Annotated in this window: 22 protein-coding genes and 2 pseudogenes; 16 read left to right on the top strand and 8 right to left on the bottom strand. The window is 72.1% G+C overall.

The features are described 5' to 3' along the window. The first annotated feature begins 191 nt into the window (after positions 1 to 191). Positions 192 to 557: a hypothetical protein gene (locus UK82_RS17285; RefSeq protein WP_044883183.1), complete on the top strand. Its 366-nt coding sequence runs from the start codon at positions 192 to 194 to the stop codon at positions 555 to 557. A gap of 177 nt (positions 558 to 734) precedes the next feature. On the opposite strand, the gene UK82_RS17280 is transcribed toward UK82_RS17285, so the two are convergent. After that, entirely contained in the window at positions 735 to 2,108 is a 1,374-nt protein-coding gene (locus UK82_RS17280; protein WP_044883184.1) for a hypothetical protein, read from the bottom strand. 396 nt (positions 2,109 to 2,504) lie between these two features. Between UK82_RS17280 and UK82_RS33690 the strand changes: the two genes are divergently transcribed. Then, positions 2,505 to 2,882: a hypothetical protein gene (locus tag UK82_RS33690; RefSeq protein WP_157866916.1), complete on the top strand. Its 378-nt coding sequence runs from the start codon at positions 2,505 to 2,507 to the stop codon at positions 2,880 to 2,882. Positions 2,883 to 2,928: 46 nt separating this feature from the next. Here UK82_RS33690 and UK82_RS41535 read toward each other — a convergent pair whose 3' ends face one another. The 3 genes and pseudogenes from UK82_RS41535 to UK82_RS17265 form a co-directional block, all read right to left on the bottom strand. Next, positions 2,929 to 3,648: a CHAT domain-containing protein gene (locus tag UK82_RS41535; RefSeq protein ID WP_255354312.1), complete on the bottom strand. Its 720-nt coding sequence runs from the start codon at positions 3,646 to 3,648 to the stop codon at positions 2,929 to 2,931. Continuing rightward, positions 3,605 to 4,399 (bottom strand): annotated as a pseudogene (locus UK82_RS42830) (CHAT domain-containing protein); the annotation flags it as partial. The gene UK82_RS41535 and the pseudogene UK82_RS42830, both read right to left, overlap by 44 nt. Continuing rightward, positions 4,317 to 5,384, bottom strand: coding sequence for a hypothetical protein (locus UK82_RS17265; RefSeq protein WP_055408136.1), 1,068 nt, complete (start codon positions 5,382 to 5,384; stop codon positions 4,317 to 4,319). The pseudogene UK82_RS42830 and the gene UK82_RS17265, both read right to left, overlap by 83 nt. 141 nt (positions 5,385 to 5,525) lie before the next feature. Here UK82_RS17265 and UK82_RS17260 point away from each other — a divergent pair, with 141 nt between their 5' ends. The 7 genes from UK82_RS17260 (at position 5,526) to UK82_RS17230 (ending at position 9,292) form a co-directional block, all read left to right on the top strand. Further along, positions 5,526 to 5,933, top strand: coding sequence for a hypothetical protein (locus UK82_RS17260; protein WP_044883188.1), 408 nt, complete (start codon positions 5,526 to 5,528; stop codon positions 5,931 to 5,933). Further along, positions 5,930 to 6,181 carry a hypothetical protein gene (locus UK82_RS17255; RefSeq protein ID WP_044883189.1) on the top strand — a complete coding sequence of 84 codons (252 nt, stop codon included), beginning with the start codon at positions 5,930 to 5,932 and terminating at the stop codon, positions 6,179 to 6,181. The genes UK82_RS17260 and UK82_RS17255 overlap by 4 nt, the downstream gene beginning before the upstream one ends. Before the next feature lie 73 nt (positions 6,182 to 6,254). Beyond that, a complete protein-coding gene (locus UK82_RS17250; RefSeq protein WP_055408134.1) occupies positions 6,255 to 6,644 on the top strand; it encodes a hypothetical protein in 390 nt (129 codons plus the stop codon). A gap of 77 nt (positions 6,645 to 6,721) precedes the next feature. Then, positions 6,722 to 7,150 carry a PadR family transcriptional regulator gene (locus UK82_RS17245; protein ID WP_044883191.1) on the top strand — a complete coding sequence of 143 codons (429 nt, stop codon included), beginning with the start codon at positions 6,722 to 6,724 and terminating at the stop codon, positions 7,148 to 7,150. Further along, on the top strand, positions 7,147 to 7,752 hold the full coding sequence (locus UK82_RS17240; RefSeq protein ID WP_055408132.1) for a hypothetical protein: 606 nt from the start codon (positions 7,147 to 7,149) through the stop codon (positions 7,750 to 7,752). The genes UK82_RS17245 and UK82_RS17240 overlap by 4 nt, the downstream gene beginning before the upstream one ends. A 158-nt stretch (positions 7,753 to 7,910) precedes the next feature. Beyond that, complete coding sequence (locus UK82_RS17235) at positions 7,911 to 8,183, top strand: streptomycin-6-phosphate phosphatase (protein WP_236706043.1); 273 nt, start codon at positions 7,911 to 7,913, stop codon at positions 8,181 to 8,183. A gap of 155 nt (positions 8,184 to 8,338) precedes the next feature. After that, positions 8,339 to 9,292, top strand: coding sequence for a DMT family transporter (locus UK82_RS17230; RefSeq protein WP_055408128.1), 954 nt, complete (start codon positions 8,339 to 8,341; stop codon positions 9,290 to 9,292). 119 nt (positions 9,293 to 9,411) lie between these two features. Here the strand turns inward: UK82_RS17230 and UK82_RS17225 are convergent, their stop codons facing one another. Next, positions 9,412 to 10,299, bottom strand: a complete 888-nt coding sequence (locus tag UK82_RS17225) for a hypothetical protein (protein WP_044883195.1) — start codon at positions 10,297 to 10,299, stop codon at positions 9,412 to 9,414. 200 nt (positions 10,300 to 10,499) lie between these two features. Between UK82_RS17225 and UK82_RS17220 the strand changes: the two are divergent. Then, positions 10,500 to 11,520: pseudogene (locus UK82_RS17220) on the top strand (NAD-dependent epimerase/dehydratase family protein); the annotation flags it as partial. A 147-nt stretch (positions 11,521 to 11,667) separates the two neighbouring features. Here UK82_RS17220 and UK82_RS17215 read toward each other — a convergent pair. After that, entirely contained in the window at positions 11,668 to 12,378 is a 711-nt protein-coding gene (locus UK82_RS17215; RefSeq protein ID WP_236706041.1) for an MOSC domain-containing protein, read from the bottom strand. Between the two features lie 233 nt (positions 12,379 to 12,611). Here UK82_RS17215 and UK82_RS17210 point away from each other — a divergent pair, with 233 nt between their 5' ends. Beyond that, complete coding sequence (locus UK82_RS17210; RefSeq protein WP_055408124.1) at positions 12,612 to 13,049, top strand: PPOX class F420-dependent oxidoreductase; 438 nt, start codon at positions 12,612 to 12,614, stop codon at positions 13,047 to 13,049. Here the strand turns inward: UK82_RS17210 and UK82_RS32855 are convergent. Next, positions 13,037 to 13,327, bottom strand: a complete 291-nt coding sequence (locus UK82_RS32855; protein ID WP_128423245.1) for a hypothetical protein — start codon at positions 13,325 to 13,327, stop codon at positions 13,037 to 13,039. The two genes, UK82_RS17210 and UK82_RS32855, sit on opposite strands and share 13 nt — an antisense overlap. A gap of 120 nt (positions 13,328 to 13,447) precedes the next feature. Here UK82_RS32855 and UK82_RS17200 point away from each other — a divergent pair, with 120 nt between their 5' ends. The 5 genes from UK82_RS17200 (at position 13,448) to UK82_RS17180 (ending at position 18,415) form a co-directional block, all read left to right on the top strand. Beyond that, positions 13,448 to 14,272 (top strand): SAM-dependent methyltransferase, encoded by an 825-nt coding sequence (locus UK82_RS17200; protein ID WP_055408120.1) that lies wholly within the window; start codon positions 13,448 to 13,450, stop codon positions 14,270 to 14,272. 235 nt (positions 14,273 to 14,507) lie between these two features. Then, positions 14,508 to 15,002: PadR family transcriptional regulator (locus tag UK82_RS17195; RefSeq protein ID WP_236706040.1), on the top strand; the 495-nt coding region annotated here is incomplete at its 5' end. Next, positions 14,999 to 15,784, top strand: a complete 786-nt coding sequence (locus tag UK82_RS17190) for an ABC transporter ATP-binding protein (RefSeq protein WP_082121600.1) — start codon at positions 14,999 to 15,001, stop codon at positions 15,782 to 15,784. The genes UK82_RS17195 and UK82_RS17190, both read left to right, overlap by 4 nt. Beyond that, positions 15,781 to 18,030: an FtsX-like permease family protein gene (locus UK82_RS17185; RefSeq protein WP_055408118.1), complete on the top strand. Its 2,250-nt coding sequence runs from the start codon at positions 15,781 to 15,783 to the stop codon at positions 18,028 to 18,030. Before UK82_RS17190 ends, UK82_RS17185 begins: the two co-directional genes overlap by 4 nt. Before the next feature lie 106 nt (positions 18,031 to 18,136). After that, positions 18,137 to 18,415 carry a hypothetical protein gene (locus UK82_RS17180; protein WP_055408116.1) on the top strand — a complete coding sequence of 93 codons (279 nt, stop codon included), beginning with the start codon at positions 18,137 to 18,139 and terminating at the stop codon, positions 18,413 to 18,415. Here UK82_RS17180 and UK82_RS42825 read toward each other — a convergent pair. Beyond that, positions 18,376 to 18,945 carry a DsbA family protein gene (locus tag UK82_RS42825; RefSeq protein ID WP_396230577.1) on the bottom strand — a complete coding sequence of 190 codons (570 nt, stop codon included), beginning with the start codon at positions 18,943 to 18,945 and terminating at the stop codon, positions 18,376 to 18,378. The genes UK82_RS17180 and UK82_RS42825 overlap by 40 nt on opposite strands. Positions 18,946 to 18,991: the final 46 nt, after the last annotated feature.

Raw genomic sequence — 18,991 nt, 5'->3', positions numbered from 1 at the left:
TCGTCACCGACATCACCACGATCTTCTTCTCCCTACCCCGCCCTAGTCATAAGATGATAGACATCCCCTGTCTCAACCCATCTTGGCAGGTAGGGTGAAGAGGTTGTCTCAGGTGGGGAGTTTCTTCCAGCAGGTGATCGCGGCATAGGCTGAACCGGCCCGTCAGCCGGAGCTGATCCCAGGGAGCCGCCGTGGCCACCGGAGTACTGATCGCCGAGAGCCTGCGGGTGGGAGCGGTCGTCGACGACCTGGCGCTCACCGTTCGGAAGATCCAACGATCGGCATCCGGGAATGCCACCGCCGACCAGCCATCCGTGTGGACGCTGGTCTACTTCGACGTCGCTGACGCCGAGGCCGCGACCCTGGCCGCGCACCTGAGCGAGGTGCTGGAGGTGCCGGGGTGGTACGTGGACCTGCACACCGCCCAGGAAAGCCTCATCGTGTTCTCCGGTCGAGTCTTCCGCTACCGGCGCGGGGATCCGCGGGGGCGTGCCGAGGCCGAGGAGTACGGCCGTGCCCAGGGCGTCCCCGACTCCCAGCTCGACTGGCCAACCTGACCCGAACACCGGTTCCGAGGTGACGTCCGATCCTGGCGGTCGGTGGCATCGTCGTCCTGGCCAGCGGTTCCCTCGGATGGGTCGTGCACAGGGGGCCGTCTCGCCCGCCCGCGGGACCGGGGCGGGCGGGCGCGACGGCCGCGGTGGGTCTTATTGCTCTGCGGGGCGCCGCGGGGGTCAGGCGTTCGGGATCGCGTCGAGGAAACCGTCGGCGACGGTGGGGCAGTCGACCTCACCCAACGCCGCGGCCTCGTCGGCGGTGAGCGCCCGGCGGGTGCCGTCACGGACCTCGAAGATCTCCCCGTCGCTGTTGCGGGTCAGGTAGGTGTGCTCGCGGGGCACCGGGCCGAGAGTCATGACGAAACCGAGCGGGGCGTCGATGACGTCCGGCTGACCGAGCGCGGCGTACTCGGCGGCGCTGAGCGGGTGCTCGGCGCCGGCGACGACCTGGTAGACGATCGCGCTGAGAGGATCACGCAGGAAGTAGCTGCCGACAGGCGTCCGGCTCGCGACGGCGTCGAGGAAACCCGCCGGCACGTCGACGTGGGCGGGGCTGCCCAGACTGGTATACTCGGCCTGGGTCAGGGGGTACTTCGCCGCGCCGAGGATCTGCCAGACGGTGTGCGTCGCCGCGTCCCGCAGGAAGGTGTCGTCGATCGGCACCACGTCGAGAACGTCGACGAGCCGCGCGGGCACGGTGACCGACGACGGCTTTCCCAGCGCGTCCCAGTCCGCGGGGGTGAGCCGGTACTTCGCGTTCCCGGCGATGAGGAAACGGGTGCCGTCACCGGTGGCCACGATCGTGCCGTCCCGCATCAGCTCCGGCATGTCCTCGAGGGTGTCGGCGGGAATGTCGCGCACCTGCGGGGAACCGAGGGCCGCATATTCCGCCGGCTCCAGTTCGAAGGGCACGCCACCCACGATCAGGTTGATGCCGCCGTCGGGCTCACGCACCAGAGAACCGTCCGAGTTCGGCGGCGGGGAACCGGCCGACCCGGCGCTTCTCGCCGCCAGCAGCGTGGGCCGCGGGGCATTAACCGCCTTACGGTAACGAATCGGCGTGTAGGTGCTCAGTTCGCTCCAGGTGTCGAAACCGATCCTTCCCTGGTTGGTGGGTGCCGTCGGGTTCTCGACGGTTTCCCCGGTGTGGTTGAAGGAGTACACGTACGCGCCGGCGGCGTGGTTCGCCTTGTTCTTCCACTTCACGAACAGCTCGATGTGCTCGCTTCGGAGCAGGGCGTCGCCGGGCCTGAGGTCGTGCAGGCTCGACAGGCGGATCTTCCCCGACCAGGAGGCGAAGGTGTACGTCGTGCGGCTGGACGACAGGTGCCAGGCCATGGACACCAGGCCCGAGCAGTCCCGCCGGTACCGGCGCCCCCGCGGGTCAGGTGCCGAGGCCGACTGGGTGTAGGTCACCTTGTGGTTGACCCAGAACTGGGCCCGGCCGAGAATCTCCGACCGCTGGATCTGCCCGTCGACGCTCGACCCGGCCGGGACCGGGTCCCGCGCGAGGATCCCGAGCTGGGCGGCCGAGAATTCCGTGTCCGTCATCTCCGTGTTCCTTTCCGAGGGTGGAGACGTGCAGGTGGGGTGCGTGCACACGTTCACAACTGTCGGGTGCCGGCCGACCGGAGACCGGAATCCTCCGTGACATCAACCCGGAAGCCGGTCACCGCCGTGACGTCGCCGATGTTTCGGCTTCTACCGCCGGCGGCGACCTCGCCTGCGCTCGACACCCAGTTAGGCGCGCAGCGGCAGCGGAAGGTTGTTGTAAGGCAGCCGACAGGAAATGTCGCCGTCCCCCTCGAGGAGAAAAGTTCGCGGAATTTTGTCGCGGGAAAGCACCGAACCACGCTGATCTTCAGCGCGGAAGGCGGTGTGCAGGGGAACGGTGCCACCTGTCTCCTCCGCAGGGACAAATCGGACGCCGAACCCTGTGGAAGAGCCATGGAGACGCTTTCCCGCGCATCCGCCGCCGATGCACGAGCCGCCGCTCCAGGCGGCGGTCCTTTGTCTGCGGCTGCGTCGCAGCCGACGGCGCCTCTCGCGGCTCCGGGCGCGCGCCTGCTCGGTTGTGGTCGCGACCCGTACGTCTCGCCCGACGACGAGAGCGCGGCCTATCGCGCGTGGAACACCGAGCGGGGTCGTCTTCCGGGCCAGGCGACGCTCCGGGTCAGGGATGGCATCACGGTGACCCCGTGGTTCGATTACCTGGCAGTGTCCCCCGACGAACTGGCTTACCTTGTCGAGAGCTCGCCGTGGCGTCTGCGCGCGGTGCAGCGGGACGGGGCCGACTATCTCGCGGTGCTGGATCTGGCCGGCTGACCCGCCACCCCCGACGGCCCACAGCTGCGGCTGTCTTCGGCTGCCTTCAGACCTCCGCCGGACATCCCGGGATGTGGGTACCAGCCCAGGTCGGAGAACGACCGCAGCGTTCCGCTGGCGACGAGCCAGCGGAAGGCCTGCTGGTCGACCTGCGGGCGTTCCCGGCGACCGACCTGACGGCCGTTGCCTCTTTCTGCCGTATCTCGGTGGCCCCGGTAAGGCCGGGCACGGTCACGGCCCCGATGTGGACGTACGGCGCCCAGACCAGGGGTGATCGGCTGTCGTCCCGGTCGCGCAGGCGGCGCACCGCCTGGTGGAGCAGTGCCGCGAGGTCGCGGGTCTGCCCGGCGTCGGCCAGCGCCTGGTAGACGTCCTGGCCGACCTGCGGGGCCACCGCATCGTAGATCGGCCACAGGGTGGCGATGACGTGCCGGAAGCCGGCGGTCTGCAGGGAGGAGGCGAGGTGGATCGCCTCGTCGGGCAGCGTGGCACCTCCCGATGCGGTGGCGCACGCGGACAGAAAGGCCAGTTCGGCGTCGACGGCGCCGAGGCGGGCCACGTCGAGAACGGTGAGGGGTTCGTCGTGGAGCAGGACCGCGTTGCGGGAGGGCTCGTCGAGATCCTGCTGTCCGTGGCAGGCGAAGTGCACCCACGCGTGGCGGCCGAGCTCGTCGAGGATGTGTCGGCGGGTGGCCCTGGGCCCTGGGCCCGGTGACGACGGTGGCGCGGGAGCCGAAGAGCCGGACGAGGGTGTCGGTTTCGCCAGCGACCTCGAGGCCGGGTGCGCCAGGGGTCTGGGGCATGGCCACGACGAGCAGCCGGCGTTGGGCTGGCAGTGCCCGGCCGCGGGCGGTGATCAGGTCGCGCAGGGTGGGAGTGTAGGAGGACACGACCTGGTCCACGGCGGATTCCTGCGTGCCTGGACGGATCGCGGCGTGCAGCGGGAGAAACGACAGCAGCCCGGTGGGGCACCACCAGATCCGGCGGACCGGACCCACCGCGGCGAGCACCGGACCCGTGACGGCCGTCCACAGCCATTCCAGCACGCCGGTGACGCTCTGATGGGTGCGCACGAGCGCGGCCAGGTTCGCGGGAGGATCGTCGAAGGTGCTGAACAGGTCGTCGGCGACGGCCGCACGTGTCCAGCGGACGCCCGCTTCGAGGTCCGCGGGGTCGCCGGCCTCGTCGTAGCGGTAGTAGTAGCTCAGCCCCAGGACCGACAGCGCCCTGGGCTGCGGATCGGTGGACTCCTCGACGGCCCGCCGCAGGACCTCGATGGATTCGTCCAGCGCGCCCAGCGCCCCGGAGGCGTCGTACAGAGCGCACAGGGCGCAGCCGAGAGTGGTCAGGATGTACAGCCCCAGGCTGTCGCTCGGGGGCAGGAGGTCCACCGCACGCCGGGAGGCGGACACCGCCTCGGCGGCGGCGTCGGCATCACCGGTCAGCGTGCATCGTTGTTTGCAGGACGAGGCTGAGCAGGTCGTACGGGACTGCCCGCCGGGCGGGGTCGGCGTCATGCACGCCGTGGACCGCCGACGCGCGCACCACCGCCAGCGCCTCGGCGTTGTCCGACAGCGACCCGCGAGCGGACGCACGGGCGTGCAGGGTGATACCCAGGGAAAGCAGCGCATACAGGTGCTGGGGGGCGGCTGCGGGCCACGCGGCGACGGCGAGCCGGGCGCAGGCGGCGCGCTCGTCGAGATCCCGGTCCTGCGCCAGGGGCACGGCCAGCCGCTGGTCGACGAAGATCGACGACACCGCGGTGATGTAGGTGAAGATGTCGCCGTCGGGGTCGACTGCGGCGAGGGCCGAGCGCGCCGCCTCGGCGAACGCGATGCCGGCCGCGGGAGTGTCGTCGAGGTCCGCCACGGCCTTGAGTGCACGCACGAGGACGTAGCGGGCCCTGTCCAGGATCTCGTGGTCCGCGGGAGCGGACTCCAGCGTGGCGCGCAGCCGCGCGACGGCGGTGTCCAGGTCCGGCCGGTTTCCCGTGCGGGCCCCCCGCGTGCTCAGATGCTCGCTGAACAGCACCGAGGCCGTGACCCGGCGCGGGGAGTCCGGCGGCGTCAGGCGTCGCGCGGTCTGTATCGCCGCCATCGCCCGGTCGAGCAGCGCCACGTCCGCCTCCGCGTCCGCACGCTGGTAGGTGAGCCACCACACCCCGGAGAGGTTGAAGAACAGCTCGACGAAGTAGTCCCGTCGTTCACCGTCTCCGGCGAAGTCCAGTGCCACCGGCTCGCCCGCGACGGCGGCGTCGACGACGTCGAACCCGGTCTGCAGCCCGTACGGCAGCGCGTCGGGATCCTGCGCGCGCACCAGGCCGCCCAGGCGGACGGCAGCCGCCAGCTCCTCGTGGGCCGTCGATGCGTCGAGGTGGTGGTGGGCCCTGCGTGGCGTCCCCGGCGTCCTGCCCGGGGTCTGCCGGGCGGCTTCCGGCTGCGCGGTGCCTGAGCCGATCCGCCTCGGCCACGGCGTGCGGCGAGAGCAGTGCGTCGTCGTCACCCGCCTCGTAGGCCTTGATCCGGGCCCACAGTGCGGCACCTGGCCTCTCCGTCACGGCGGCTCCCCCAACCCGCTACTTTCCTGCACTGAATGTACAAGGTTGGACTCGGACCGTGGCGCTTTGTGCTACATCACAGGGCCATGACCGAGGAGAACTTCGACATCCTGCTGGATGCGTCGAGAGCACCCGGGGACCTCCCGGACGACGTGGCGGTGCTCGACCTGCCGCCGGGATGCCGGGCCGTCGACGCCGCGGACGCGCTGGAGTCGCTGTTTGCGACCGACCGCGCCGTGCAGGAGGTCGCCGTCGGTGTCGACGGGCGGATCGTCGGGGTCGCCACCCGGGCGTACCTCGGTGGGCTCCGCGCGAGGGTGCCGCGGTCGGTGGGGGACGGCGACGGAGCCACCCTGCCGGGGGCGTCGCTGCGCTACGAGATCCTCCGCTACCGCTGCCCCACCTGCGGAGCGCTGCGACGACGAATCCACGTCGATGAGCGGTCGGCTCCCGTGTGCCCGAACGGCCACGGCGTGCTGGAACGGCAACGGTGAGCCTCGAAGCGGCAGCCCGGCCGGCCCTGGCGGGAGGCCGGTTCTTCCTGGTCGACTACCTGCCGACGTATGCGGCCGCACTGTTCGTGTTGACGCTGAGCTGGGCCGGCGCCCCCGCAGGCGCCCCGGACTTCGGCCAGGCGTGGCGGACCGCCGCCGATCTGGGCGCGGGCGAGGCCCTGGTCGTCGCGCTCGGCGTCACCCTGGGCGCGGTCCTCGGCCGTCCGCTGCAACTCGCCGTCGTATGAACCCTACGGGCTCGACGCCGTCGTCGCCTGGCCGCGGCTGTATCCGGTCCTCGGCGAGACGACCCGCCTGATCGTGAGCGACCGGCGCAACACGCTCGACGCAGCGGCCCGGCTGTCCGTGACGATGGCAGCCACGGCCGTGGTGGCCGCCGTCCTGCTGCTGCCGTCCTCGAGCTGGTGGGCCTGCCTGGCCCTGATACCGCTCACGATCGCCCGCGTCGCCTACCTCGGTGCCGTCCGGGCGGCGCTCGCCTACGGCGAGTGCGTGTGCACCGCCTTCGACCTGCACCGCTTCGACATGCTGACGGCCCTTCACGTCCCGCTTCCGGGCACCCCCGAGGCCGAACGCGCCCTCAACCGTCAGCTCTGCTCAGCCTGGCGCCAGGGCACCCTGACCACGACGCCCTACGACCACCCGCAGCGGCTGGACGGTCGGGACCGGCCACCGCACGGCGCGGCCTGACCGTCGCGGCCTGCGGCACCCGGCTGACCAGCGTCACCATACTCGACAATGCAAGGTACCTGGCTTAGTCTGTCCTCATGGCGCCGACGCATGATCCCCAGTTGCTCAAGGGCGTCCTGTCGCTGCTGCTGCTGCGGCTGCTCGCCGAACGGGAGTCCTACGGCTACGAGGTCGTCCAGCGGCTGCGTGAGCTCGGGCTGACCGACATCAGCGAGGGCAGCGTCTATCCCGCGCTGGCCCGGCTGGAACGCGAGGGTCGGCTCCACGGGCGGCTGGTCGCCTCCCGCTCCGGCCCGGCCCGCAAGTACTACCGGCCGACCCCGGCCGGGGACCAGGCGTTGGCGCAGGGCACCGAGAGCTGGCTGTCGCTGGCCGCGGTGGTCCACCCCGTCCTGGTCCGGCGCCTTCCCGATCCGCCCACCGCCGATCCCGCCACCGCCGGCCCGCCCAGGGCCACCCCGCCCACCGTCACCCCGCCCACCGCCACGGAGGACACCGGACGATGACCACCTCGCTGAGCACCCTCGACCGGCTGCGGATCGAACGCGCCGTGTGGACGATGGACACCAGGCTGCAGGACCTGCCGCGCCGGTCCCGGGCCGCGCGGCGTCGGGAACTACGCGACAACCTCCACGCCGCGGCCGCGGACGTCGGCGCCCGCCAGGCCGTGCGCCAGCTCGGGGACCTGCGCGTCCTCGCCGCCGGTTACCTCGCCGCCGAGTACGGCGAGCTGGCGCGGCGCCCGTCCTGGGCGGCGGCCGCCTTCGCGATCTTCGCCGTCGAGGCCGTCATGATGCTGGTCGACTATGTCGCCAGGACCGCCTTCGACGCCGGGATCACCGCGACCCCCGACGCCACCGGCACCTTCCGCTGGGCCGGCGTTCCCTACCTGACCAGCGACGCCACCTTCACCTACCACCACGGAACGCACACCTCGGTCGGTGGGGCGTGGACGCCGCTGGTCTACGTGCTCATGTTCGTCGGGGCTTTCGTCGCCGGGCGGATGTGGCGGCTGCTGTCCGCCTCGCGGCGCCAACGCCGCCGCACCCCCCTGGCTGTCGGCACCCCAGGCGCCGTCGACGGGGAAGGAAACGGCGGCCGAATCTGACGTCGAGCCCGGATACACGGCTCGACATTCCTCCCCGCGCCGAGGGGGCTGGCACCACGCCGCACGACATGCGCAGAATCAGCACAGGCGCGAAAGCGAGCCCAGGACCAGGACGTCGAACTAGCGTTCGACACGACGGGGGTGCGTGTGCTGTGCTGGTGGCTGTGGAGCAGGACGTGCGGTGGCGGATCAACGTCGCCTGGGACGGCGAGCATCGCTACCTCGCCGACGCGCTCGACTGGCGCCTGACCGGCGATCCGCGCGAGGCACAGACCTGGCCGACCCGGCTGCAGGCCGTCCGCGAGGCGAACGCGTTCGCGCGGGCCCGGGCCTGGCGCATCGAATACGGCGGCGCCGTGATCGCCCCGGTGCCGTCCACCGGCACGCCGGATCCGACGGTGCGGTATCTGTCCCCGGAGGCCTCGCCGTAGGGTGGACATCGTGAATGCGATGGCGCTCTCCCCTCCCGCCGCGTAAAGGCGGGCCGCAGCGGAAAACCGTCGTGCCGGAGGAGGACCTCCGGCGCGATGGTCGTGCTGCCCGCACACGGGACGACACGACCATTTCCCGAGGCGGAGAGCGCACCATGTCGAATGCTGTTGACGTCCTGCCCGTCAGGCGGGGCCTGATGTATCTCGCGTGTGCCGGGGCCACCTGGAGCACCACCGGAGCGGCGGTGGACCTTGTCTACCGATCCAGCGACCTGGGACCGGTGGCGGTGTCTTTCTGGCGGTTCCTCGGCGGCCTGGTCCTGCTGCTCATGGCGCGAGCCGTGCGACCGTCGCGATCGGCGAACCGAGTCCCCGCGAGCACCCAGTTCCGCCGCCCGCCGCTGCTCCTACGCGCGGGGACGGCAGCGGGGCTCGCCGTGTTTCAGACCGCCTACTTCGGGGCTGTCGCGATGACCGGCCTCGCGGTGAGCACGATCGTCTCGCTCGGAGCCGGGCCGGTGCTCACCGCCATCGGCGCTCGGTGGGCCTTGGACGAGCGGCTGGGACGCGGCGGGGTTCTGGCGATCACCGGAGCGGTGAGCGGCCTGACGGTGCTCGTCCTGGGTGATCAGGGCGCGGCCGTGAGGCCGGGCGGGGTCGGTCTGGCAGTGCTGTCCGCCGCGGGATACGCCACAGCCACGCTGCTGGCGCGGGGCGCGGGGCGCGCTGGCCGGGGCGAGGACCCCGCCGTCGTGACAGCGTGGTCCTTCGGCATCGCCGCCGTGTGCCTGCTGCCCCTGGCGGTGCCGGCGGGACTGCTGCCGCACACCACGCAGCTCGGCCGTCTCCTGGTGATTGCGGCATACGTGGCCGCCGTACCGACCGCGCTGGCCTATCCGCTCTACTTCGCGGGCGTCACGGTCGTGCGCGCTGCCACCGCATCAACGATCATGCTGATCGAGCCGGTGGGTGCCGCCGTGCTCTCGGTCGTGGTGCTCGGGGAGCAGCTCACGGCGGCGATGCTGGTCGGGGCCGTGCTGCTGCTGTTTCCCATGATCCTTCTGGCGAGGGTGGAGGCGCGGCTCGCGGGTGGGACCGTCGTCTCCTGATCCGGCGTCTCCTGATCCGGCACCGCGGGTGGGGTGCGAGGCGGACGGCCTCGCCTCCCACCCGGCATCGGCCGGTCCGCCACCGTCCGCAGCGGACCTCGGTGAACGCCGCGGACGCGTCAGCCTTCGAGGAAGACGATGTGTTCCGGGGGGACGGTCAGGGTGACCTTCTCCTGCCCGGTGGCGGGATCGGTCCGCACCCGGACCAGGGTGTCCAGGGCGGTGGCCTGTCCCGCGGGGACGGTGAACAGCCTGTCGTCGCCGGCGGCGAGGAAATCCGCGAAACCGGCCAGATCGACCCCGCCGGTCTCGTCGAGGGTCAGATATTCCGCCAACCGGCGGAACAGCTTCGGCAGGATGACCAGATCGTCGGTGAGCTGCTCGCGGGAGGTCACGGTGAAGCCGGACGTGGTGGCGTCGAGCTTCCAGATGCCGCTCGCCGCACGGCGCACCGCCGCGGTGGTCGCGGCGAGATCGGCGCGCAGGTCGACGTACAGCTTGGAATAGAACGTCGGGTACACCCAACCGGCGGCCAGCAGCCGGTGGTTGACCGACCGGTGCAGCCCGTCGACGTCGAGGAACACCGCCGCGCCGTCGGTCTGCCCCGCCGGCGGCGCGCCGGCGAAGGCCACCGCCACCGCCCGGCCGTACTTGTCGGCGAAACGGGTCAGGATGTACCCGTCGGCCTGGGTGGGGGTGGCGGCGGTGACGGTGCCGCGGGCATCGCGGGTGACCTCGGTGAAACCCAGTTCGTGCAGCAGGGCGTCGGCGGCACCCCGGCCGAACTCGGCACGCTGATGCCATTCCCGGCCGTGCGGCGGGGTGTAGTGCGTCTCCAGCGCGTCGATGGCGTCCAGGCGAAGCTGCACTCCACCCGCCCGGTTGGCCTTCACCGTGATGCCCGCCCGGCGGAACGCCTGCGGATTGTGCGGGTAGAAGCGGACCGAGTCGCCGTCCGGGGAGGCGCCCACCACCCGGAAGGTTCCGGTGATCAAAGTCAAAGGCATGGATCACACGTTCCCCTGTGGCACAGGCGGAATGCGGATCGTCACCGTGAATGTCCGATGANCCCTTGCCGTCGTGCGCGATGATTCGCCGTCACGGGCGTCACCGCCGCAGCCGTCACGCCCGGCGCTGCTATGGTTGTCGCCGTCGGAGTTACCTGAGGGAGATGACGGTCCTATGGGTGCGGTGAGCGTGTTTCGCGATGCCCCCATCCGGGTCACCGACTGAGGCGGTCTGCGCACCGCCGTGGCCCGGACCACTCACACCTCGTCCGGAGTCGCACATCATGCCAGGCACCATCTCCCGACCGCGCAGCATTCTCGTCCTCGGTGGCACCCGCTTCGTGGGCCGAGCCCTCGTCGAGGCCGCGCTGGCCGACGGCCACCAGGTGACCCTGTTCCACCGCGGTCAGACCAATCCCGGGCTGTTCGCCGCGGCCGAGACCGTCCTCGGGGACCGCACCCGTACCCGTGACCTGTCCGCTCTCGCCGAGCGCCGTTTCGACATCGTCATCGACGTCGCGGGCTACGACCCGCAGGTCGTGCGGCGCGCCGTCGAGGCGCTGCACGGCCGGGCCGCCCACTACGTCTTCATCTCCTCGGTGTCGGTCCTCGCCGACCAGGACACTGCGCAGAACGAGGACGGCGACCTGCTGGAACTCGGCGACGGCACGCCGCCCGAGAAGCTCTACGGGGCGCGCAAGGCGGCCTGCGAGCGCCTGGTCCGCGACGCCTTCGGGGCGCGGGCGCTCATCGTCCGTCCCGGCATGATCGTCGGACCGCATGATCCGACGGACCGCTTCGCCTACTGGCCACGCCGGTTCGCCCGCGGCGGGCGCATCCTGCTGCCCGGGGGCCCGACGGACCTCGCGCAGTTCATCGACGTGCGGGACCTGGCGAGCTGGACCCTGCGCTCGGCGGCGGCGGGCCTGGGCGGAGTGTTCAACGTGACCGGCCGGCCGCTGGCGTTCGCCGCGTTCTTCCAGGCCTGCCAGGCCCTCGCCGGCGCGACGGGCACGCCGGCCTGGGTGCCGAGCGATCGGCTGATCATCGCCGGGGTCAACCCGTGGATGGGGATTCCGCTGTGGATCGCCGTCCCCGGGTGCGCCGCCATCAACCAGATCGACGTGTCGCGGGCGATCGCCGCCGGGCTGACGATCCGCCCGCTCGCGCAGACCCTGGCGGACACGCTCGCGTGGGACACCGCCCGCGGTGGCCCGGCGCNGGGCGACGAAGGGCTCAGCGAGCCGGAGGAACGCCGGCTCCTGGGTGAGCTGGTGGGCTGACCCGCCCGGCAAGGAGAGCCGGTCGCCCCCCGCCTGACGACCGCCACCGGGCGGGGGGCGTCGGCTGTCGGCCGTCGGTGCTGCGTCAGGAACGGCGGCGGCGCGGCGGAGCCGTGCGCTCGCGGGCCCAGTCGTACCAGGACGCCGGCAGGTCGGGGGCGCCCAGCACCGCCGTGGCCAGCGCCGCGTCGTGCCCGTGGTAGGCGCGGGCGAGCGCGCTGACCCCGACCGCCGTCGGCGCACCCGGCGTGACGTCGATGGCGTCGCCGGCGCCCAGCTCCCCCTCGGTGAGCACCCGCAGGTAGATCCCCGGCCGCCCGGCGGCGGCGAACCGCCTCGGCAGGCTGCGATCGGCGAAGCGGATCCCGAGCTTGAAGCACGGGATGCGCGGCTGGGCGACCTGCAGCCGCGCCGACCCGATCGACCACACCTCGCCGACGACGACCCCGGCCGCGTCCAGCCCGGCGATGGTCAGGTTCTCCCCGAACGCCCCCACCGGCACGTCGCGGCCCAACTCCCCCGCCCACCAGGCGAGATCCTCCCGGGTGTAGGCGTAGACGGCCTTGTCCGGACCGCCGTGGTTGACCAGGTCGGCCTGCCGGTCGCCGTCGAGATTGTGCCGGCGCACCGCGACCCGCCCGGCCACCGGCTCCTTCCAGATCGCCGTCATCACCTCGCCGCCGTCGCCGGTGCCGTCACCGCCGGTGCCGCGGGGGACGGCACGGGGTAGACCCACGTTGACCGACACCACCCGTGGGCCTCGCACCCCACCGATCGGGCCGTGCACACCACTCATCCCAGCCTCCCGACCCCGCCCCCCGCGGAACTTTCCACCAGGGCGTTTCTACGTCGCCGCAGGCACCGGCACATCCCGCCCGCCGTCGCCACCCGCACCCCGCACCCTGCGACCTGCAAGCGACACCGGTCACCCCGGGCAGAGCTATACGGTGGAAATCGTTACCACAAGGACGGACAGTGACGAGGCCGCACGGTCGGATCCGGGCCATCGCGACGAAGGGCGAACAAGCCGTGACCAGCTTCGAGGACGCCGCCGCCCTCAGCCGCGCCGAGAGCGGCCTCGCCGTCATCTCCACGCTGCGCGACGATGGCAGCATCCAGGCATCCGTCGTCAACATCGCCTTCATGCGCCATCCGCTGACCGACATCGAGGTCGTCGCGTTCGTGACGTACGGCGCGGTCAAGCTCGCCCACCTGCGGGCCCGCCCGCAGGCCAGCGCCACCGTGCGCTCGGGCTGGCGGTGGGCCACCGTCGAGGGCGTCGCGGAGATCATCGGCCCCGACGACCCGCGCCCGGGGGTCGACGCCGTGCGGCTGCGGCTGCTGCTGCGCGAGGTCTTCCTCGCCGCCGGCGGCACCCACGACGACTGGCACACCTACGACCGGGTGATGGCCGAACAGCGCCGCACCGCGGTGTTCCTCACCCCCACCCGCATCTACGGCCCCTGACCCGCAGGTGCTGACCGTGCGCTCTGCTCGATCCGGGTCGCGGGGACACTCGGATTGCAGGTTCGCGTCGTCGCGAGCGCGATGCGCACGGCCGGGGTGAGCGAGCCGTTGACCCTCGCGCAGGCGAAGTCGTGGCGGGCGATGACCGTCGAACCGCCGGCCTGGATGATCGCTCTGCTCGTCGACGCGGCGACCCGCCGCAGTCGCCGGGAGCATCGTCGAGCCACGCAGCGGCGCCGCAGTCGCCAGGCCGGACGGGCGGTGGGCTCCGTCGACACGGAACCGGAACCAGGTCGGGACGATGCGTGTGTATCCGTTCGGTCTGCCCTGTTCCCTGCCGGTAGGGTGACCGTCTGATGGCATGAGCGTGAGGGGGCTGAGCGTGAGGGGGCAGGGCGATGGCGGACCCAGGTGCTGACACGGGCTCGACGGGCACGACGCTGCGGACGGATCTGCCGCACCCGGCGCGGATGTATGACTACTACCTCGGCGGCAAGGACAACTTCCCGGCCGACCGGGAGGCCGCCGAGCTGGCGATCGCCGCGTTTCCGAACGCGCGGGTGACCGCCCGGGAGAACCGGGCCTTCATGACGCGGGCGACGCGTTACCTGGCCACGGAGGCAGGGATCAGCCAGTTCCTGGACGTCGGGACGGGGATTCCGACGTCGCCGAACCTGCACGAGGTGGCCCAGAGCATCGTCGCCGAGGCCCGCGTCGTCTACGCCGACAACGATCCGATCGTGCTCGCCCACGCCCGCGCCCTGCTCACCGGCACGCCGCAGGGCCAGACCGCCTACATCGACGCCGACATCCGCGACCCGGCCGCGATCCTCGACTCGCCCGAGCTGCGCGAAACCCTGGACCTGGCCCGGCCGGTCGCCCTGTCCCTCGTCGCGATCCTCCACTTCGTTGCCGACGAGGAGGATCCCCACGCGATCGTGCGTCGCCTCGTCGAGGCGTTGCCGTCGGGGAGCTATCTGGTCCTCACCCACGGGACCGCGGATTTCGACCCGGAAGCCGAGGAGTTCGCGGCCGCCTACCGCAAGCGTGGTCTGCCGTTCCAGCTCCGCACCCACACCCAGGTGGAACGCCTGTTCGACGGACTGGAGCTGATCGAACCGGGCCTGCTCCTCGCGCACCACTGGCGGCCCGACGACGACCGGTCCACCACGCTGCGCGACGCGCAGGTCGGCATCTACGGCGGGGTCGCCCGGAAAGCGTGATCGGGGACTGTTCGCCACTCGTCATGATGACGACGTAGCGCTCCGATGGCCACGACGTCGCGATCGGGGAGCCGTTCTTTCCGGACCCGATTCGGACCCGATCCGGTCCCGATCGCACCGCCGACAACCTGGCGCCCCGCGCCCGCCAGGCGACCCGCGACGGCATTATTGACCGCGTGTATACACCCGATGTAGACATGGGGGTGTGACAGTCCCCATGGCCCTGCTGGGCCTNCTCGAGCGAGAGCCGAGCCACGGCTATGACCTCAAACGCGACTACGACGCCTACTTCGGCCGCGGCAAGCCCCTGCCGTTCGGCCAGGTCTACGCCACCCTGGGCCGCCTGGCCCGGGACGGAAAAGTCCTCGTCGGCGAGGCCGAGCCCGGCGCCGGGCCCGACCGCAAGCGTTACGTGATCACCGAGCAGGGGGTCAGCGAGGTCGAGGCGTGGCTGCACGAGCCCGTCGCACCCGAGCCCCACCTGCAGACGGTGCTGTTCGTCAAGGTCGTGCTGGCCCTGATGTCGGGGCGCTCCGCCGAGGGCTACCTGGACCGCCAACGCGCCGCCCACCTGCAGCGGATGCGCGAGCTGACCGCGCTGAAACGGACCGGCGGCCTCGTCGACGCGCTGCTGGCCGACCACGGACTGTTCCATCTGGAGGCCGATCTGCGCTGGCTCGAGCTGACCGCGGCCCGCCTCGACGCGCTCGCCGCGGCGGTGCGCGCATGACCGCCGAGACGGCCCAGACCGCTGGGACGGCCCAGACCGCTGGGTCCGCTGGGACCGCCGCCCGGGCGCGATCCGACGCGGCCGGAGCGTTGATCGAGGCACGGGACGTGACGTTGGCGTTCGGGCCGACGCCGGCGCTGCGCGGCGCCAGCGTCACGGTGCGGGCCGGGGAGATCCTGGCCGTCATGGGGCCCAGCGGCTCGGGCAAGTCGACGCTGCTGCACTGCCTGGCCGGCATTCTCCTCCCCGACAGCGGCGAGATCCTCCTCGACGGGCGCCGGGTGGACACGATGCGCGAGAACGCCCGCAGCGCGCTGCGCCGCGACCGCTTCGGGTTCGTGTTCCAGTTCGGCCAGCTCGTCCCCGAACTCAGCGCCGAGGAGAACGTCGCGCTGCCGCTGCTGCTGCGCGGCATCCCCCGCGCCGAGGCGCTGGCCCGCGCCCGGACCTGGTTCACCCGCCTCGAGCTCGGCGCAACCCGGACCCGGCGCTGCGGTGAACTCTCCGGCGGGCAGGCGCAACGCGTCGCACTCGCCCGCGCCCTGGTCGCCCGCCCCCAGGTCCTGTTCGCCGACGAGCCGACGGGCGCGCTGGACTCCCTGACCGGCGAACACGTCATGGACCTGCTGGTCGCCGCCGCCCGCGAGCAGGGCACGACCGTCATCCTCGTCACCCACGAGCCGCGCGTGGCCGCCTACGCCGACCGCGAGATCATCGTGCGCGACGGCACGGTCACCTCCTACGACCTCGCCCCGGTCCCGCCCGCGCCGGTTGCGTCGTGATCCGACTCGGTCTGCGCCTGGCCCTGCGCGGCGGCCGGGAGGCGGCCGTGCGCCTCGCCCTCATCGCCGGCGCCGTCGCCCTCGGCGCCGCCCTGCTGCTGGCCACCCTCGCCGGGATCAACGCCGTCGACACCCAGAACGCCCGCTACGCCTGGCTCGCGACCGGCACCGCGTCGAACGAGGCGACACTGCCGGCCGGCCGTGCGGCCGATCCGCTGTGGTGGCTGCTCAGCGTCGACGAGTTCCACGGCAGGCAGATCGGCCGGATCGACCTCGCCCCCACCGGCGCGCACCCACCGCTGCCCCCGGGCCTGACCCGCCTGCCCGGGCCAGGCCAGTTCTACGCCTCCCCGGCGCTGGCCACGCTGCTGCGCACCACCCCGCCCGCCGAACTCGCCGCCCGCTACCCGGGTCGGCAGATCGGCACCCTCGGCCCCGCGGCGCTGCCAGCCCCGGACTCGTTGATCCTCGTCGTCGGCCGCCGCGCCGACCAGCTCGCGCGGACACCGCAGGCCACCCAGGTCACCGCCATCGCCACCACACCGCCCAGCGGCTGCAGCGGGCAGTGCCTCGACGTCGGCATCAACGCGAACGGCATCGACCTCGTCCTGTCCGTCGTCACCGCCGCGCTGCTGTTCCCGGTCCTGATCTTCATCGGCACCGCGACGCGGCTGTCCGCGGCCCGCCGCGAACAGCGCTTCGCCGCGATGCGCCTGGTCGGCGCGACCCCGCGGCAGATCTCGGTGATCGCGGCGGTCGAGTCGAGCGTCGCCGCGGTCGGTGGCGTCGCCGCCGGGTTCGGGCTGTTCGCCCTGCTGCGCCCGGCGCTCGCGCCGATCCCCTTCACCGGGGAACGGTTCTACACCGCCGACCTGTCGTTGAACCTGGCCGACATCCTGCTGGTCGCGTTCGGCGTGCCGATCGCCGCCGCGGCGGCGGCCCGCCTGGCGCTGCGCCGGGTGACCCTCTCCCCGCTCGGCGTCACCCGGCAGGTGACCCCCCGCCCCCCACGGGCCTGGCGGATCCTGCCCCTGCTGGCCGGTCTGGGCGAACTCGTGTGGTTCGTCCACGCCGGCCAGCCCGCCAGCACCGCCGGTCAGGTCCAGGCCTACCTGTCCGGGATCCTGCTGACCATGATCGGGCTGATCGTCGTCGGGCCGTGGCTGACTCACGCCGGGGCCCGCCTGGCAGCCCGGCACGCCCAGCGGCCCGCCGTGCTCATCGCCGGGCGTCGCCTCGCCGACAACCCGCAGGCGGGCTTCCGCGCCGTCGCCGGTCTCGCCCTGGCCCTGTTCGTCACCAGCGTCGCCGTCGGGATCATCACCACGATCAACGCCTACGGCACCACCGGCACGCGCGACCACGTCGCCGCGCGTGGCCCGGCGCAACGCCACACCCTCATCGACCGCTTCACCACCTACACCCCCGCAGGACCGCAGGACATCGCCTCGATCCCGGCCTCCCTGCTGCGCGATCTGCGCCGGGTCCCCGGCGTGCGCGGCGTGACCGTGATCCATCGGCCTCCCGGCGCGGGGCGCGTCGACCCGCTGATCGGCGTCGTCTCCTGCGCCGAGCTGTCCGGCACCCCGGCGCTCGGCCGCTGCGCGGCCGGCTCGGACACGGCCACCCTCAGCACCGACTTCGAGGCCAGGTTCGGCGACCACGCCGGGATGGTCCGGCCGGCGGCCCTGTCCCCCGACGGTCTGCGCCACCTTCCGGTCCAGTCCCTCGCCGTGGACACCGACGGGCCGGCGGCGGTCGAGCGGGCCCGCACCGTGCTCGACCTCGCCTACCCCTCCGCCTACCTGTCCGTCACCATCGCCGAGGACCTCGACCGCGGCAGGCGGCTGACCACCGCCTACCAGCAGTTGGCGAACGTCGTGATCCTCACCAGCCTGCCGATCGCCGGGTGCAGCCTGGCGGTCAGCGTGGTGGCCGGGCTCAACGACCGCAGACGACCCTTCAGCCTGCTACGGCTCGCCGGCGCCCCCCTCGGGATGCTGCGCCGCGTCATCCTGCTGGAAAGCGCGCTGCCGCTGCTGGTCCTCACCGTCGTGTCGATCGGCACCGGATTCCTCGCCGCCGGCCTGTTCCTACGCTCCCAGCTCCACGAGACGCTCCGGCCACCCGCGGGCGAGTACTATCTCATCGTCCTCGCCGGCCTGCTCGCCGCGCTCGCGGTCCTCGCCGCCACGTTCCCCCTGCTGCGCCGCATCACCGGACCCGAGGCCGCCCGCAGCGACTGACCGGCACCGCGCACGCCGTTTCGCCACGATGCCAGCCCCCTTCTGCCGTGCCAGAAGGGGGGGCGGTGGGCGTCGATCACTGCCGACGATCGACAACTTCGCGCCTGTGGGTATTGTTTTCGTTACTGTCGGGAGCGTCTGGTGCGGCGGCGCCGTCGACGTGCTCGGTGCCCCGCTGGTCCACCCCTCAGCCAGGGATGGTGCCGTTCGCGACTTCAAGCGCCACCTGAAGGCCGAGCGTCGCAAGCCGACCACGGTCAACAACCACCTCGCCGCGCTCGCCGACTTCTACGAGCGTCCTTCGCCGCGCACTCCACTTTCCTTCGGGGTGCATGAGGTGGGTGGTCAGACCTGGGTGGTCAGTGAGGTGAAGGCGCGGGCGTAGTCGGTGACCGTCGCGCCGCCGGCCAGCACGACGCGGTTGTCGATGACGATGTAGGGCACGCCGGTCGCACCTCGGTCGAGTGCTTCTTCGCGGTCGCGTGCCACCTCGGCCTTGAAGCGGTTGCCGGACAGCACGTCCGACACGTCGTCGGCGTCCATGCCGCCGGCCACGGCCGACCTGGTGAGCTCCGCGGGATCGAACGGGTTGATGGTTCCGCCGAAATAGCCTTGCTGGAGCTGGGCGAACCAGGACGCTTCCAGCCCGTGGGTCTTGGCGAGCTGCAGGACGCGCAGGACATCGTGTGTGTTGGAAGCAAGTCGGTCCGTCGTGAACGGCAGGCCCACGTCGTTCGCGAGGCCGGCGACCCGCCTCTCGGCAGCGATGGCGTCGTCGATGGTGCCGCCGTGCTTCTTCACGAAGATCTCCGGGATGGAGATCGTCGTGGTCCTGGAACCCGGGTCCAGCTCGAACGCGTGAAGTCTCAGGTCCAACGTGGCGTTCAGGTTCGCCTGCTCGAACCCGAGCTCCAGGNGACGACGCCCCACGTAGCCCCACGGGCATCCGAGGTCGGTCCAC

The sequence above is a fragment of the Frankia sp. ACN1ag genome (genome assembly GCF_001414035.1).
Taxonomy (GTDB): domain Bacteria; phylum Actinomycetota; class Actinomycetes; order Frankiales; family Frankiaceae; genus Frankia; species Frankia torreyi.
This window is presented reverse-complemented; position numbering and strand designations above follow the sequence as displayed.